Origin of the sequence: Spiroplasma culicicola AES-1 (genome assembly GCF_000565175.1) — a bacterium.
GTDB classification, from domain to species: Bacteria; Bacillota_I; Bacilli_A; order Mycoplasmatales; family Mycoplasmataceae; genus Spiroplasma_A; species Spiroplasma_A culicicola.
Genome location: NZ_CP006681.1, coordinates 170841 through 186695, shown reverse-complemented (window position 1 = coordinate 186695; position 15855 = coordinate 170841). Strand labels below are relative to the sequence as shown.

Annotated in this window: 9 protein-coding genes and 10 tRNA genes; 2 read left to right on the top strand and 17 right to left on the bottom strand. The window is 26.6% G+C overall.

What is annotated here, in order from left to right; translation table 4 throughout:
• The first annotated feature begins 178 nt into the window (after positions 1-178).
• Complete coding sequence (locus SCULI_RS00875; RefSeq protein WP_025362745.1) at positions 179-601, top strand: hypothetical protein; 423 nt, start codon at positions 179-181, stop codon at positions 599-601.
• Between the two features lie 110 nt (positions 602-711).
• Positions 712-873, top strand: a complete 162-nt coding sequence (locus SCULI_RS05670; RefSeq protein ID WP_158499954.1) for a hypothetical protein — start codon at positions 712-714, stop codon at positions 871-873.
• A gap of 99 nt (positions 874-972) precedes the next feature.
• On the opposite strand, the gene mgtA is transcribed toward SCULI_RS05670, so the two are convergent.
• The 17 genes from mgtA to SCULI_RS00790 form a co-directional block, all read right to left on the bottom strand.
• Positions 973-3675: a magnesium-translocating P-type ATPase gene (gene mgtA / locus SCULI_RS00870; protein WP_025362744.1), complete on the bottom strand. Its 2703-nt coding sequence runs from the start codon at positions 3673-3675 to the stop codon at positions 973-975.
• 202 nt (positions 3676-3877) lie between these two features.
• Positions 3878-5614: an MATE family efflux transporter gene (locus tag SCULI_RS00865; protein WP_025362743.1), complete on the bottom strand. Its 1737-nt coding sequence runs from the start codon at positions 5612-5614 to the stop codon at positions 3878-3880.
• A gap of 74 nt (positions 5615-5688) precedes the next feature.
• A tRNA-Ile gene (locus SCULI_RS00860) sits at positions 5689-5765 on the bottom strand.
• A 165-nt stretch (positions 5766-5930) separates the two neighbouring features.
• Positions 5931-6971: a lipoprotein gene (locus SCULI_RS00855; protein WP_025362742.1), complete on the bottom strand. Its 1041-nt coding sequence runs from the start codon at positions 6969-6971 to the stop codon at positions 5931-5933.
• A 4-nt stretch (positions 6972-6975) separates the two neighbouring features.
• Complete coding sequence (locus tag SCULI_RS00850; RefSeq protein ID WP_158499953.1) at positions 6976-10935, bottom strand: ABC transporter permease; 3960 nt, start codon at positions 10933-10935, stop codon at positions 6976-6978.
• A 131-nt stretch (positions 10936-11066) separates the two neighbouring features.
• A complete protein-coding gene (locus SCULI_RS00845) occupies positions 11067-13397 on the bottom strand; it encodes a lipoprotein (protein ID WP_025362740.1) in 2331 nt (776 codons plus the stop codon).
• 171 nt (positions 13398-13568) lie between these two features.
• Positions 13569-14270 (bottom strand): hypothetical protein, encoded by a 702-nt coding sequence (locus SCULI_RS00840; RefSeq protein WP_025362739.1) that lies wholly within the window; start codon positions 14268-14270, stop codon positions 13569-13571.
• A 122-nt stretch (positions 14271-14392) separates the two neighbouring features.
• Positions 14393-14468, bottom strand: a tRNA-Phe gene (locus tag SCULI_RS00835).
• A gap of 8 nt (positions 14469-14476) precedes the next feature.
• Positions 14477-14553, bottom strand: a tRNA-Asp gene (locus SCULI_RS00830).
• Positions 14554-14557: 4 nt separating this feature from the next.
• Positions 14558-14633: transfer RNA gene (locus SCULI_RS00825), tRNA-Met, on the bottom strand.
• A 7-nt stretch (positions 14634-14640) separates the two neighbouring features.
• Positions 14641-14733, bottom strand: a tRNA-Ser gene (locus SCULI_RS00820).
• Between the two features lie 61 nt (positions 14734-14794).
• Positions 14795-14871, bottom strand: a tRNA-Ile gene (locus SCULI_RS00815).
• Positions 14872-14887: 16 nt separating this feature from the next.
• Positions 14888-14964 (bottom strand) — tRNA-Met (locus SCULI_RS00810).
• Positions 14965-14971: 7 nt separating this feature from the next.
• A tRNA-Ala gene (locus SCULI_RS00805) sits at positions 14972-15047 on the bottom strand.
• A 27-nt stretch (positions 15048-15074) separates the two neighbouring features.
• Positions 15075-15151 (bottom strand) — tRNA-Pro (locus SCULI_RS00800).
• Positions 15152-15202: 51 nt separating this feature from the next.
• A tRNA-Arg gene (locus tag SCULI_RS00795) sits at positions 15203-15279 on the bottom strand.
• Between the two features lie 221 nt (positions 15280-15500).
• On the bottom strand, positions 15501-15845 hold the full coding sequence (locus SCULI_RS00790) for a hypothetical protein (RefSeq protein ID WP_025362738.1): 345 nt from the start codon (positions 15843-15845) through the stop codon (positions 15501-15503).
• Between the last annotated feature and the right edge of the window lie 10 nt (positions 15846-15855).

Genomic DNA, 15855 nt, shown 5'->3' with positions numbered 1-15855 from the left:
TTTGTTACACCTCTTATACTTAGATAATTTTACATTAAATATTTGAAAATCAAAAAACCAATTAAGATTAGGATTATATAAAAATTTAAAAAAATGGCAAAAATCTATTTTTTTTGACGATAAAGATAATAGAGATAAATAATATCTCTATTTTTTAAACTAAAAAGGAGTTGAAATAATGTTTAAAAATAATAATCACTTAGAAATTCTTGAAAGTAAAATTATTTTTGTAACTTTTGAAAGTATTGCAAATAAATATATTTTAGAATGATTAGTTAAAGAAAATTATAATGTTAATCATGATTCACAATTATTTATAAAATTTATGGAGAAAAAGTTTAAAGTAGTTTATGATGAAATAAATAAAAAATGACTTATTAAAAGTGAACAATTAATGAAAATGAATCTAACTGAGATTCAAGAATTTAATAAATTTGTATCTGCTTATAATAATTTTATTATTATAAATAAGGAAAAATTTATACCAAAACTTACCAGAAAATGTGAAAAATATTATGCAAAACAAATACAAATTAATGAAGCTCAAACTCAAGAAATTAATATTTTGAAATTAAAAATTAAAGAATTAGAGAATAATTAATAGATATTTTTCATTCAATTGTTATAATGCCCTTAGAAGTAAAATAAATTTTGAACTTATATCAAAATAATACTTCTTACAAAAATTTACAATATTAGTAAAGGAGAATTATGTCACGATCTACAAGTAATTGTGCAAAACTTTGTTATGAGCAATTAAAAATTTCTGAAGAAAATGGTAAAGAAATTGAAAAATTAAAACTTAGAGTTGAAGAATTATTGGCTAAAAAAATGAAATCTAAAATTATTCAACAAAAAGATAATATTAAATAAATGTAAATTTTAATATTTTGATCGCATTAATAAATGCGATTTTTTTATACATAAAAAAATGATGATTAGTGAAACTAATCATCATTTTAACCATTAATTTTATAATCATTCTTTAAATCTGCGAATGTAGCCCATTTTAACAAGTTGTGCTAAAGCAATGTATGCAATTACAAAGCTTAAAGCAATTGGTAAAAATGCTAATGGTGGAGTTTCCATACCCACATAATGATTAATTGGTGAATAAGGAATAACGATAGCCATTGCACAAACAAAAATTGTTGAACAAATTACTTGTCATGAAGCATTTGACTGAATAAATGGTATTTTTTCAGTACGATACATTTGCATAACAGCAGTTTGAGTCATTAATCCCACAACAAATCATGAAGCATTAAACATTTCTTTGGCATGTTCTGGAATTAATTCAGGATCAACTGTAATTCCTGGGGGTACACCCACTTGACTTCTAAATGCAAATAACAATACTAAGAAGGTTGCAATATCAAAAATAGAACTTATAGGTCCATTAATAATAGTAAACCAAATAATATTTTTTGTTTTTAAAGGTCTTGGTGATTGTGTAAATTTAGCATCAACTTTATCAAAGATAAAGGCAAACATCACAATATCATATAGTAAATTTTGTAACAATAGATGAATTGGTTGCATTGGTTCTACAAGAGTAATAAATAATGCCACTAATACGCTTAAAACGTTACCAAAGTTAGATGCAATTGTAACTTTAATATATTTTAAGATATTGGCCAAACTAACTCTTCCTTCATGAACTGCTGTTTCTAAGACCATTAATGAATCATTCATTAAAATAATATCTGCTGCATCTTGGGCAATGTTTGAAGCATCACTAAATGAGATTGCTACATCTGATTCTCTTAGAACAGGAGCATCATTAATTCCATCTCCCATAAAGCCAACAACATGACCCAATTCTTTTAGTTTTTTAATAATTAAAGATTTATGCAATGGACTTAACTTCACAAAAACATTTGCATTTTCAACAGCTCTTGTTAATTGTGTTTCATTCATTGCTTCTATTTCTTTTCCAGTGTATAGTTTTGTGATTTTAAAATCAACTTTTTTACAAATTGCTCTTGTGATCACTTCACTATCTCCAGTTAAAATTTTAGTTGAAATACCTCTATTTAATAGAGTTTTTATAATTTGTTTTGATGTAGATTTGGGTTCATCAAAGAATGTTGCAAACCCATAAAAAATTAAGTCCTCTTCAATATCTTCATCTTCAAGAGTATTGTGCGCAATTGCAATTACTCTATGTCCATCTTTATTCATTTCTTCAGCTTTTAGTTTTATTTTTTGTATAAATTGTTCATCTAAAGGTTTAATTTCACCATTAATATAAACTCGATTACATATATTTAAGACTTCATCAACTGCTCCCTTAGTAAAAATCTCTTTTTGATCTGCTTTTGACAAAATTACAGATAAAATCTTGCGATTAAAATCAAAAGGAACTTCTCATTCTTTAATATATGTATCAACTTGGGGCTTTTGAATTTTATTTGATAATAAAACTGCATTATCAATTGGATTGGTAAATCCAGTTTGAAAATAACTATTTAGATATAATATTTCTTTTAAAAATTGATTTTTAGAATTTGTTAAATCAAAAACATCATCAAGTTTAATTTCTCCACTTGTGATTGTTCCTGTTTTGTCAGTACATAAAATATCAATCGCTCCCATATTTTGCACAGCACCAAGGTTTTTAATTAAAACATCATTTTGCTTAATTTTTGTATAACCTCTTGATAAATTTGCTGTCACAATAATTGGCAACATTTCTGGAGTTAAACCAACTGCAATAGAAATTGAAAACATTGCAGCTGTTGCTCATTTATCTTCACCCACTGGGCGAATTCCAAATACTAAAAATACAAGTGGTGTAACTGCTAACATAAATGAAATTAATAATAATGTAATTTTTTTAATACCTTGATCAAATGATGATTTTGGTCTTTTTGTTGTAACTTTATCATTAATTGTTGAAAAGTATGTATGTTTTGCAGTTGCCACAACAACAGCAACAGCAGAACCAGATACGACATTAGTCCCAGTGTAACAAATATTTTCAAATTCTAAATATTCTTTATTTCCATTATTTGCTTGTTTTTGCACAGGAAAAGCTTCTCCTGTTAAAGCAGATTGATTTACATATAAATTATTTGATCACAGAACTTTTAAATCTGCTGGAATTAAATCTCCATTTGATAAGTAAATTAAATCTCCAGGTACAATTTCTTCTGTATCAAGTGTTTGTGCAATTTTAATAAGTTTTACAGAATTTGCATTATCAATATTATCGATTAAAAATTCTGTATCTCTTATTACTTTACAAGTTTTTTTATTATCAAAAGCCATTCTTTTAATTACAATATGTGATTTTATTTCTTGAAAAAAAGTAATAAATCCACTTAAAAGAATCATTGTTAAAACTATTAATGCTCCTACCAAATCAAAAACAGTTTGGTCTTCTGCACTAAAGTAAGTATAAAAGCTAAAAGAATCAATAATTATTAAGATTAGATTGAAAGGACTAAAAAATGATTTTAAAAATGCTAAAGGAAAATTAAATTTTTTAACATTTAATTTATTTGATCCATATTTTTCTCTAAATTCACCAACTTGTTTTTGATTTAAACCAAAAGAGTTAATACTAAATTTCTTTAATACATCTTTTTGTGAATAAGTAGAAAACTGTGAAACATTATTTTTAATTTGATTTGATTTATTATCTTTAAAATTAGTTTTAGTTCTTTTCATGTCTCTCCTTCTATGAGAGCGATCATGATTAAATTAACAAATAGAAATGGCAATAACCATGGCACTCTCGTTAATTATTTCAACTTTATTTAATTTTCAACCGATGACGGAAGGAATACTCATAGATTATCACCTCTTTCTTAATCTTTCATATTATAACCTTAAATCAACTTAAAAGTTTAGAAAAAAAGAGAAAATACTTTTATTTTGAAGTATTTTCTCTTTTTTGTTTCACTTTTTTAGTCTCAATTTTTTCACTAATTATACTTGTAACTCATTTTTCACGTTTATAGTAAATAATTGCAGGAATTATTTTTAAAACTTCAAATGCACAATAAATTAAATGGATATGAATAATACTAATGTTAATAAATCCACCTTGATTAGAATTTGCCAACACTAATAAAGCTAAAATTGGAATTTGAACAACTCAGTTATATCCAGAGTCCATTGAAAATGCACTAAAGACATTACCTCCAGCTCTTAAAATTGAATAAACACAGTTATTAATCATAATAATTGGATAAACCATTGTATACATGAAAATCATTCATTCTCCAATGTGTAATCCTTCAGCTGTTGTATGTGGAAAAATTAATTTTGGAATAACAAATGATAATCCAGAAAAAATTGTCATAAATACAATTCCAATTATAAAGCTTAATCTCATTAAATGTTTAGCATTGTATTTTGCTCGATCAAATTTTTCAGCCCCTAATTCATTTCCTACTAACGTTGAAATTCCTGCATTAAGTCCATGATACATGGGTGAGAAAAATGCCATTAGCATTGTTTCATACATTGCATTTGCAGAGAGAGAATCAACTGAATATTGTGCTCTTAATTTAACTTGCATTACCATTCCAAAGGCAAATAATGTTTCACTCATTAAAATTGGTAAACTTTTTGAAAGTGATCTTCTTAAAATATCATTTTGAATTTTAAAGTGTCTAATACTTGGAATAAATTCAAATCTTTTAATTGATAATAAACCAATTACAAAGAAAGTCTGCAAAATTCTTGAAGCAACTGTCCCAAAAGCAGCTCCTTCAATTCCAAATCCTTGAAAATCACCCAAGAAAGTTGGTGCAGTTAAGAAGATATTACAAGTTAAATTAGCAACTAAACTAATTGCAGACATAAAAAATGAGTAAAATGGTCTTCTTGTTTCTCTTAAAGCTGTAATAGCCACTTGGTTAATTGTCAATAATGGATAACTCAATGAAACTATACGATAATAATTTGTTCCTTCTTGAGTTGCTAATTTGGCCATTTCATTTTGAATTGATTTATACATTTCTCAAACTTTATCTTTATCTGTAGCAGTTGTTTCTGTTAAAGGATCAACTACCATATCATAGTTGGGATGTGTCGTAAAACCAATTAAGTGATGAGTTATTCCAGGAAGTGCAAATAAAGCAAAAACCATAGTAATTCCAAATACTAAGTACATCTTTAAAGCATTTATTTGTTTTAATTTTTGAAATTCATTTGCTCCAAAGTATTGAGCCCCAAATATTCCAGCACCATAACAAAAACCAGTTACCATTGCAAACATTATGATAAATAATTGGTTACTTGCAGAAACACCATTAACAGCTATTTGTCCAGCAGAATAATAAATTCCTTCTCCAATGAAATTTGCCAATCCCATTTCAATAAGTAAATCATTACTAATTTTAGATCAACCACTATTATCAATGTAATTTATAAAATCTTGATAACCACCAATATGTACATCTCTTAAAGAGTTTACAAAGATATTATCAATTAAATCTGTTGAAGCCATAACAATTTCTTGTAAAACAGATCACAAAATCAATGTTAAAGCAATTTTATATCATTGTCCGGTTGCAAAAAAACGACGTTTAGTTTTACCATTTTTTGTTACATTATTAGTATCAAATTCATGATCCACAAATTTTTCTGTTATATCCATGTTTACACCTCCATTTTTTACTTAAAATATAGAAAAGACACTTCCATAAATGAAAGTGCCTGTAAATTCTTTAATGGTCGGAATAAGTGGACTTGAACCACCGACCTCACCCTTATCAGGGGTGCGCTCTAACCAACTGAGCTATACTCCGAAAACAATATTTATTATATTCTAATAAATATTGTTTTGCAACGATTTTTTTGCAAATATTTCAAAATATTAAAGAATTATTAGGTTAATAATTAATAACTATTATCTAAAATATTATATTTGAAATTTTAATATTTTTATTAAAATCATCACTTTGATAATCGCTTTATTCAAAATATCTAAATGTTAAAATTATACCTTGTTCATCATTCAAATAATGAGCAAATTTATCATATTCTCCATTTTGATCATCTGGGTTTTCAGGTAATTCTTGATCATTATAAGATTTTGAATAAAATTTCATTTCATATGTACTAGTTTGTTCATCAATTAATTGAGCAGTAAAATTATCTAAGTCTAAATCATTAATGAATAATCCCCAATACATAGGATTTGCTAAATTTTCCATAATAAATAACATCAAAATAGTATATGGGTCTTTACCATTAACTCTTCCAAAATTTGTTACTAAAGTATCTTTATTAACAGCTAGTTTAACCATTTGAGCAATTGTAACAGGCCATTCAGTATTAACAGAGTCCTTATCAAATGGAACAACATTGTATTTTAATTCAAGTTGTCCATAAAATTGAGTAGGCCTACTTGTTGGTACTTCATTATTTATTGATAATGTGGCCCCTGTGTTTGTATATTGATAATTTGAAGAATTTGTCAATTGCACAGCAACATTTGTCAATTCATTTACCATATCTAAATTATAAAACATTAAAGCCATCATAATAGATTTTGGACGTTGATCATAAATTGAACCAATTGAAGTAATTTTAAAATTATCCATTAAATGCAATGAATTTGTAATTGAAATACTTGCTGTAATTGAATCATTTTCATTATTTTTATTAGTAATTATAAATTGATAATTTCCATTTCTATATAAATCATCTTTAATACTAATTTGTGATTCATTTTTATAAACTTGATAATCAATATTATTTAAATCATATCCTGCAAGTTCTAATTGCTGATTAATCTCGGTTAATAGTTCATTAGTATAATTTATTTTTTCCATATCAATGACTTCAATATTAACATTTTCAAAACCAGTTTTAGCAATTGGCATAATTGGAGCTGGTCTATAAATATCTTCAGTATCATTATTTGTACAAGAAACAACAGCTGATGCACTTGTAGATGTTATAGCAATTGTTGAAAATATTGTTAAATATTTTTTCATTAAATTATTCATATTTCTATCCTCCTTGAACAGCCAACAACATACTTACACGTTTTAATGAACCTCAGCTAATTGCTGTACTAATTGCATAGATTAATCATGTTCCCAATATTCCTGGGATAATATATCAAACTTGGAAAATTAAAGGCAATACAATTGTTGCTGTCATTGATTTTATTGTTAATAAAACAATTAATCACGAGAAGCCAAATCCTACAAATGAACTAAAGATTGCAACTGGAACATAAATTCCAATAAATAGTTTAGAAATGTAGCTTGGTTTGTAACCAAGAATTTTCATAACTGCAATTATTTTTGAATTTTCAAATATTACTAAATTAATTGTTAATAAAATAATGATAATACTTAAAACAATGGCAACAGCAATTACAAAGTAAATCAATGCATCAATTGTTTCATTAATTCTATTCATTACTTTAATAGCTTCATCAATTTTTACTAAATTACTAATTGAAGCGACTGAGTTTCCAGTATATGTATTATTTCCAGCTTTTCCTCCATTTAATCCAAACATTGAATAATCACCATAACTTTGAGTTGTTGCAGAACCCTTTGTTACATCTGTTAGTGAATTATCTAAAGAAGTTTTATAGTTAAATAAAGGATATTCATTTTCAAATAAAGTTCAATAAATTTCATTGCCCTCGATTTGAGTAAACTTTTTGAATTCTTCAAATGCGTTATTTGAATCAACGCTATTAATAAATTGTTTCAATTTTGTCACATTTTCACCAGCATTGGCTGGATTTGATCATTCTTTCATAAACACTTCAAATAATTTTGTTTCAGTTTGTTCATATTTTGAAATGGTTTTTGCTAAATCATTATTAATTCATGCTTGATTATTTCCATATTGATCTGCTATTCCTACAACTTGGTATTCAAATAATGAACTGTAATTTGCAATTGCAACATTACCAGTAGCCACATTTTCAACCATACTTGTTGGACCAACCATACTTTCTGAAGTTAAATCAACATTTGATTTATAAACTAAACCACTATCTTGATCACCAATTAAACTATTTGTTCATCCACTTTGTGTTGAATCAAACATTGTGTGTGAATAAATATTTGATGAATTAGTATTTCCCTGAGTATTTGTTGCATCAATTTTTGATGTATCTCATGAATCTAAAGAAACTTCTTCTTGTTGATAATTTAAAGCCTCAATAATATGATTAATAGAAATCTTATCTCCAACTTTTAAATTTAATCTTTTAGCAAAAGATTGATTAATAATAATTGAGTTTTTTGTCTTAAATAATTTTTCTTCTAAAACCTGATGTTTTTCATCAAATAAGTTAAAAGTTTTGTTATCTTCTTTAATTCCATAAATTTTAATACTTTCGTTTCCTACATATCCATTTAAATAAATACCAATATCTTCTTGAGAATTATCATATGGAACAACTCCAAATGTAATATTGTAGTTACCATTTTCTTTTCCATATTCTTCTTTTACAATATCTCTAATCATTGAAGGCAATTCACTATAAATTCCTTGTAAAAAAGCTTGTTGAATATTGTTATAGAAAAAAGCAATAATTCAATTATAAATTGGTGTTATAGTATCAAGTCTTCTTGTTGTTCATTCATCTGTATTTACAAATTCATACAAACTTCTATCAAAAGTTTGATCATTTAAGATGCTACCGTCTTCTTTTAAATCTACTTTTGTTAGTCTAAGACCTGTACCTTCTTTAAATTCTTCATTTGATATTAATGGACCTCCATCTTCTTCAGGGCCCTCAGTTTGAACAATACTTGTTTTAGTTCTTGTAAAATAACCATCTCTTCGTTGATCTTTTTCTAATCCTAAAGTATAGCGATATTTAATATAAAATTGTCTAAGTTTTTCTAAATCATTAATGTGTTCTTTTGATTTAGTATCACTAAATAATATTTCTTTTAAATCTTCTTTATTTCAATATTTGTCAATTGAGAAATTTTTTAAATCACTTCATAAATTTAATATAACTGTTTTATAAAAAGTATTTTTTTGTTCTAAAGAAGTACCACTTGGTAATTCAATAGTTAAATCAAGATTTTTTAAATAATCTAGATCAATTGTTTTATAAGTCATATCGTTTAATGCTCCAACATCAGTTGAAGGATTATATACTTTTTGATTGATATTGTTTTGAATATACATATCTAAAATGTTTTCACTATTATCAATATCAAAATCTTTCAAGCTAGTACTTGGATTATAAGTTTTATAAAAACTAGTTGGACTATTATATATTGGTGATTGATATTCAATAATATTATCAAAACTATTTTGTTCATAAGTTTTAACTTTATTATCACTTAAAACTTGGGGCATGATTGTTCCAATTGAAATTAATGTAGAAGAGACAAACATAACTGAAAATACAGCCATTAATTTAGCAATTGAGTTTGATAAAATTGCACCCTTAAATCTTGAATCAAATTTTTTTCTTGTAGTTAAGATTTTTTTTAGTCCTAATTTAAATTTATTTGTTGCACTTCTACTTTCAAAATTTATCATTTCTAAAGGTGTAAATTTTGAAAATGTGTAAAAATATGTAATTAATGTAATCGTTTCTAAAAGAGTAAATATTCCCAACAGTGTCACTAAAAGTGATTGTCACGAAAGACTAAATGGTTGCATATTAATTGCAAAGTAATTGTTAAAAATATTAATTATTAAATCTTGACTAGACATTCCAACAATGTATCCAATTAGTCCTCCAGTAACTGATATGAATAATGGATATAAACTATTTGACCAAATTAATGAAGATTTTTTATAACCAAGAGACATTAATACTCCTGATTGTCCAAAAGTTTTTTTAATTTGGTTATTCAACATTGTAATCAACATTACAATTGCAATTGATAAAGTAACTCCCATTACAGCAAAACTAAATGTTTTGTACATTACAATTGTTAAATGAAGCATTGTTGTTCTATTTGCATAATTATAGTTACTATCTCCAAGGCCAGTTACAATTGGTAAATTTTTATTTACTTTATTTTCGTAACTAGTATATAAATTTATACCGTGTCCTTGATTATCTAAACTAGTTAAATATTTATTTAAAACTTCAATTTTTTCATTAATATTAGTATTATTTATAAATTTTCCAACAAAGTTAATTTCTTTATCAGAGGCAGAAGTGACTTTTAAAACTTCATTAGTTTTTAATTCACTATCTGTATATCAAATTCTTCTTGAATCAGTATTGTTAAAGTCAAATTCATTATCTGGATAAATAGAATTATAATACACATTTTGTAAACCAAATGAAATTGGATTTACATAAACTAAACCTTCATTTTTAGTATCTGGTAAAGGTTTTGTTGCATCCACAATTGGAGTTGAAAAATCTGCAGTTGAACCATAACCAACAACTTGAAATCAATTTTGATTACTATATTCTGTTCTATCTATTCATAAGTTGATATCAATTCCATCATAAATTGACATATCAACTGATTTTTTTTCACTATCTTTTACTAAAACAGTTGAACCATATTCATCATCTTGAATTCTAATAATATCATTAATTTGAATATTGTTTTGTTTAGCAAACTGTTCATTTACATAGGCTCATCTAACTGTGTAGTTATTTGTAGCTTGTGTATATTTCTTTCACAAATCAATTTGCATTCCCTTACTCACAGCAAATTTATCAACTTTTTGATCAGGGTTCAATGCAAAAACTTTTAATGTTTTTTCACTTGATAAAGTTGATAATCTTGACTCAACTCTATCAATATTAAATTCATATTCGCTATCTTTTAATTTATCTTGAAGATAACTCATCACTAAGTTATCTCTTACATCAACATCTGTTATTGTTTTAAATTTATCTTCATTATAATTGTTTTTATATGAAGTATTTGATAGATCAATTACAAAGTCATGTTGGTTACTATATTGTTCTGAAATAAAGTCATTATAAGAATTTTCAATTCGACTCATTGAAGAGTACGAAAGAGTAAAAACAAAAGACGTTAAAAAAACCAAAATAATGATTGTAATTAACTGAATTTTGTTTTTAATTAAATTCTTAAAAGAATTTTTGAAAAAAGGCTTTTGATTATTCATTTATTTTATTTATTTGAACTTGTTACTACAAATGATTTTATTTCTGTTCCATTGACTTTAATTGAAATAGTTGAGTTAGAATTTAAAAATGGTGCATTGACATAAACTACATCAAATTGATATTGCATAATATCATTTTTTGTTATTTCACTAACTGTACTACTTTTTGTATTAGAAGATTCAACAGTTATTTTATCACTATCTCTTAAATTCTCAATTTCGAATGAAATTGTTTTTGTTGCTTCTGTTTTGGTCAATGTAAAATTATTTAATTCTGTATTTATTATTGGTTTTGCTATTACGTTTATTTTTAAATCTATTTTATTATTACTTTTATCTTTTACAGCTAGCGTTACATTACCATTTCCCACTTCATTAGAAGTAAGTTTTAATTTTTTGTCTTCAATTTGAGCTGTTACAAAATTAGTATTTGAAATAACTTCAATATCTTTATACTCTAAGTTTGTTCCTGAAATATCTATTGTTTTAGAATCTCCAACATACATTTCAATATCATCAATTGGATTAATTGTTCCTACTGAAGTTTCATAATCATAAACATTTATTACAGGATGTCCTTGGTAAAAATTACCAGACATTGAACCTGTTGTTGTAAATGCTCCCATTCCTGCTGTATATTTTATATCTAAAGAACCTGATTCTTCATATTTCTCTAGATTTCCTCCACCAGAAGCTCCTGCAAGACCTCCAGGATTATTGATATATCCAATATATGCTGCTCCATCATGACCATAAAGTAATGGTGAACCAGGTAAAATATCTATTTTAGTATATGTTCCTTCATAGAAAGTTGGAAATCCCAATCAATCTATTGATTTTACTCATTGTTGATCATACAAAACCTTACTAAATCTTAAGAAATGATCTAAAGTAATTTTTTCTTTGAAATTAGAATTTAAACTATTATATACATATGTTTTTAAAGCAATTTGACCCTCTGGAGTTCTATCTGTCTCATAACTTGAACCAGGTTCAATATTTATCATTTTATTTTCTGGTAATCCTTCATAAAAGGTGATTCTATCTTCTTTTACAAATTTAAATGTGAACTCTATATTTTGATCTTTTACAAAAATTCCACCTAAATCTGGCATATTTGTAATTTGGAATGTTGTTGCAGTTGTAACTGCATTTTTCATAATTGCTTGTCCAGCTGCACCCATATTTTTAACAAAATTTGCTTTAACATATTCTAATTGTTTATTTCTATCTCCAACAACTTCAAAAACCATTGCTCCTAAACTTATTACATCTTTTGAATTTAAAACTTCATTTAATTTATTAAATGCACCTTCAAATAATCTTATTTCTCCTAGATTCTTATTTCTAAAGTATTCATTTGGATCAATTCCTTGGTTTAAAGTTAATTCTATTTCACCAATAATATTCTCTGAATTACCATTACTTGAAATATAATAAGTTGCACCAATTCCATTATCTCCACTTCCTTCTTCAGATTCAATAACAACATCATCTGCAGAAATATTGACACCATTCATAACATTAAAGCTTGTTAAAACTGATTTTTCTGTAATTTGAAATCCTTTATCACCAACAGCTATTGATGAATCGATATTTCCATATTCATCCATATTTCCAGCAATAATGTTTTTAATATATTCTCCTTGAGATAAATCTATTACCTCAGCTTTGATATTAATTGAGATTGTTACATCTTTTTTATTGTTAGTTTTAATTGTAAGTTTTAAATCACTAATCTCCTTAGATAATGATTTAATTACAATATCATGGTTTGAATCATCATATTCTGCTGTTGCGTAATTAGACTCACTAAATTCAAATTCATTATTTGGTTTTGCTTCTGGCACTAAATAATCAAAATTGGTAATTTTAATTCTTGCTTCTTTTGAAGTATTCATTATTATTTCTTTTTCAGATAATTTCATTTGATCTTGCTTATCTGCTTTTTTTACATTTACTGTAAGTGTAACTGAATGTATTTTAGATTTTACAGTAACTTTAATACCATTAATTGTTTCATTTGTTAATGGAGCAATTATTAATGCTTTATCAATTGATGAAACAGTAACTTGAAGTGCTTCAGGATCACTGATTTCAAATTCCGAAGGCATTGAATTTGAATTTAATACATCATAATTTGTAATATTAATGTATCCTGGATTAACTGTATCAATATCAATACTTGTTTTTTCTAATTCAAATTTTTTATCAGGAAGATTTTCATTTCCTCCTCCGTTACCTCCTGTATCACCTGGGTTTCCACAAGCAATTACAGTTGATGAAGCACTAGCAGTAACTGCTAGAGCTCCCAATAGTGTTATTAATTTTTTCATGTTTTTTTCTCCTGTTTAATTTATTAAATTTAATTTTTGTATAGAAAAAAATAATTATAAAAATAATTGTTATCTATAAATGTTTATTACAAAAACATTATTTTAATTTTTATATTATTTTTTTATTGTTAGGTAATTATTTGTTATTTAAAAGTATTTTATTTTAATAAATTAAACAAGCGGTGGAGTTGTCGCCTTTTTTTGATCAGTTAAAATGTCTGAAAAAATAATTTGTGTTTGGATTGCATTTTCAATATTTGTTGTCACTAAAAAATGTTCGATTTCATTTTCGAATTTAATTACTTGATTATTTATATCAAAGTTTTCAATATCTAAAAACATTACATCAAAATATAGTGATCAAATTAAGTAATCAACTTCTTTATCTTGAGTTTGAATTCATGATTTTGAAAAAATAAATTTATAAACAGCATACATTAAAATTGATATTATAGCCAATGCTAATGCAAATGATGCCCATGTTAAAACAAAAATATCAAATGCTGAAGTTGTATCTAAACTATGTTTTAAAAAGAAACGTAGTAATTGTGCTATTACAAATGGCACAGTCATTAAAGTTAATTTAGCAAATAAAACTAAATTATCTCTTTGAATAATTCATTTTAATGAATCTTTATGTATTGAATTTTTTTCAACAATATTTAAGAATTTTGAAAATTCAGTAATAATAGCAATTAATAATGCAAAAGCAAAAATAATATTCATAGTAACTCTTGATCTATCAAAAATTAAAAATGATTCATGTGTATCTACAATTCCTGTTGATTGAATTAGTGAATATGAAAAATGCATTATCAAGGCAATAATAAACGCAGTTTTTAGAATTAACTTACTATTGATTTTTCTAAGCATTTTTACATCTCACTTTCTTTAATTTCAATTGTATAGAATTTAAAATTTTATACAACCCCTATAAAAATCATTTTATAAAATAAAAAAATCTCTTATAAAAGAGATTTAACAGTTTCTTTGGATGGTGGTTTTGGACGGAATTGAACCGCCGACACGTTGAGCTTCAGTCAACTGCTCTACCAACTGAGCTACAAAACCAATAATAATGGCGACCCCAACGGGACTCGAACCCGTGGTCTCCTCCGTGACAGGGAGGCGCGATAACCAACTTCGCTATGGGGCCAAAATGGTTGCGGGGGCAGGACTTGAACCTACGACCTTCGGGTTATGAGCCCGACGAGCTACCAACTGCTCCACCCCGCGATATAAATGGCGGAAGATGAGGGATTCGAACCCCCGCTCGGGTTTCCCCGACTCTCGGTTTTCAAGACCGACCCCTTCAGCCAGACTTGGGTAATCTTCCGTAATTCAATTTTGAAATTATGTCCCTCATAATTCGCGCATTCATTTTTGGAGTCAAATTATGGTGGACCTTATTGGACTCGAACCAATGACCATCCGGTTATGAGCCGGATGCTCTAACCAACTGAGCTAAAGGTCCATAAAATATAAATATATGGTAGCGGGGAAGAGACTTGAACTCTTGACCTCCCGGGTATGAGCCGAGCGCTCTAACCAACTGAGCTACCCCGCCATATATATGGTGGACCCGAACGGGATCGAACCGTCGACCCCCTGCGTGCAAGGCAGGTGCTCTCCCAGCTGAGCTACGGGCCCATATATAAAAAATAATATTAAATTAAATGGTCGGGAAGACAGGATTCGAACCTGCGACCCTTCGGTCCCAAACCGAATGCTCTACCAAGCTGAGCCACTTCCCGGATTCTAATGAATATCATTGCTTAATAATATTCATTGATTGTTTCTAATAATGGCACGCCCTAAGGGACTCGAACCCCTAACCTTTTGATCCGTAGTCAAACGATCTATCCAATTGATCTAAGGGCGCATAATGTGTAATAAAAACAACCAAAAATATTATAATACAAATTTTCATTTTGTGCTGAATTATCTAAAATTCAACAATATTTATTATAACAAATTAAATACGATTGTGTATATTTTTCAATTAATTTTTAAAAAATATACACAATTAAAAGGCTTTATTTATTGTTTAATTTGAAAATAAAAACAAACAATACTTATAATTGTTTGTCTTAATTCATAGCTCTAAAAATCTAATTTATAACCATAAATGGTAATTAAAATAAGTGAAATTCAATTGTAAAAAGTTAATAAAAAGTATAATGCAATAACCAAATTTTTATTCTTTGGATCTTTTATAAGTAAACCAGAAATAATAATAATTGGCACAATTATAACTAACATTGGCACTAAATATAGTGCAATATAGGGTATTAAAATTCCAAGTATAATAAACAATAAAATTGGAACAAAGTTTAATACTAAATTTGCAATTAAAAGTCCTTTATATTTTTTTACAATCTCATTTTCTCTTTTTTCATTTACATTTGAACCATTTATTTCTTCAAATGATCTAAATTCTTTTTCCATATAAATAAAT